The organism is Oceanobacillus sp. HCA-5259 (assembly GCF_037892815.1).
GTDB lineage: Bacteria > Bacillota > Bacilli > Bacillales > Amphibacillaceae > Oceanobacillus > Oceanobacillus indicireducens.
This window is the reverse complement of sequence record NZ_JBBKBV010000075.1, coordinates 1-1,672: the sequence shown is the minus strand read 5'-3', so window position 1 is coordinate 1,672 and position 1,672 is coordinate 1. Positions and strand designations below refer to the sequence as shown.

At 38.0% G+C, this 1,672-nt stretch carries 2 protein-coding genes; both read left to right on the top strand.

Features of this window, described 5'->3' with window-relative positions:
* Nucleotides 1-402 precede the first annotated feature (402 nt).
* On the top strand, nucleotides 403-1,272 hold the full coding sequence (locus tag WKU33_RS18775; RefSeq protein WP_340456109.1) for a YicC/YloC family endoribonuclease: 870 nt from the start codon (nucleotides 403-405) through the stop codon (nucleotides 1,270-1,272).
* A 91-nt stretch (nucleotides 1,273-1,363) separates the two neighbouring features.
* Nucleotides 1,364-1,627 carry an extracellular matrix/biofilm regulator RemA gene (gene remA, locus WKU33_RS18770; protein WP_156855510.1) on the top strand — a complete coding sequence of 88 codons (264 nt, stop codon included), beginning with the start codon at nucleotides 1,364-1,366 and terminating at the stop codon, nucleotides 1,625-1,627.
* Nucleotides 1,628-1,672 lie beyond the last annotated feature (45 nt).

The following is a 1,672-nucleotide window of genomic DNA, read 5'->3' as shown; positions in this document are numbered from 1 at the left end:
AAGTACAATCCTTATCATAACGGAATAATTTCTTTTTAAAATAATCCTTTAGACCAGTTCAGTTGCCCGGCGGACGGTGACTCCTACGGGAAAAGCACGAGTCCAGACCTGAGCAGGAAGCGGTTTTCTTCCGAGGAGGCTGAGGCCGTGCCCGTGGAAAGCATCCGTCCGCCGGGCAACTGAACGGTAATTAGAACGCTAATAAAATGAATGCACAAAACACTTACGCTGAATGAAAGTGATCACCGGTTCATATTGGAGAACTTTTTATTTAAGTAATTGCGTCTAAGTACATACCTCAAATATTTCGGGTACTTGATAAAAATGAATTACTTTTGTATTTTAGGATGAGTACATAAGAATACCGTTCATGAAAAGGTAGTGATTAAAATGCTTTCAAGTATGACAGGTTTTGGAAAACAAGTAATTGAACATGAAGAATACCAGATAACAGCGGAAATGCGCTCTGTTAATAACCGATTCCTAGATATTACAATAAAAATGCCGCGCAGCTTTTATTACCTCGAAGAAAAACTCAAAAAAATTATAAAAAACTATTTTAAACGAGGTAAAATTGAAGTATATATATCGATACAAGGTCAAGGATCGATTCATAAAAACGTACATGTAGACTGGGAAATACTGGGGCAGTATGTTGACCGCGTCGAAGAAATCAAGCAACACTATCCAGTTAAAGGTGAGCTGAATATCGAGCAATTAGTGAATTTAGAGGATATATTTATCGTTGAGGAAGAAGAGATGCAAGATGAAACATTAACGACTAACCTGTTACAAGCGGTGGAAGAATCATGTAGAAAACTTTTGGAAATGAGGCGAGCGGAAGGAACTTTCCTTGAGCAAGATTTAGAGGAGCGATTACAAGTATTAGAGGATACGATGAACCACTTGCAGCACGTCCGTCCGAAAGTAATTGAAACCTACCGCGAAAGAATCAGTAAAAGGATTACCGAGCATCTTGCTGAGTACAATACAATTGACGAGGCAAGGATAATGCAAGAAGTTGCCATATTAGCTGAAAAAGGCGATATTACCGAAGAATTAACGAGACTGCAGAGCCATATCAATCAAATGAAAAATACGTTAAAGGAAGAAGGCAGTGTCGGCAGGAAGCTTGACTTCATCTGTCAGGAAATGCACCGGGAAGCAAATACGATCGGCTCAAAAGCTACAGCAGCGGAAATCAATGGGCTTGATGTTATATTGAAAACCGAAATAGAGAAAATAAAAGAACAAATACAAAATATCGAGTAATTAAAGATTTGATTGGATATAAGTATAAATATCTGTTAGATTAAAGTATAATGAATATCAGACGGTTTTTGCTGACAGAGGGGGAACGAAAGTGAATCTTACGTTAATAAATATAGGATTTGGTAATGTTGTTTCAGCTAATCGAATCATTTCTATTGTATCTCCGGAATCAGCTCCTATTAAACGGATTATTTCGGTTGCAAGGGATAACAATAAGTTAGTTGACGCTACATATGGCAGAAGAACGAGAGCGGTCATTATCACGGATAGTGATCATGTCGTATTATCTGCAGTCCAACCGGAGACGGTCGGGCAACGAGTCATGAACCATGAGGAAGTAACGGAGGAATCATAAATTATTCGTATATAAGATGATTTCTTTATAGAGTAAGTTTGTAAT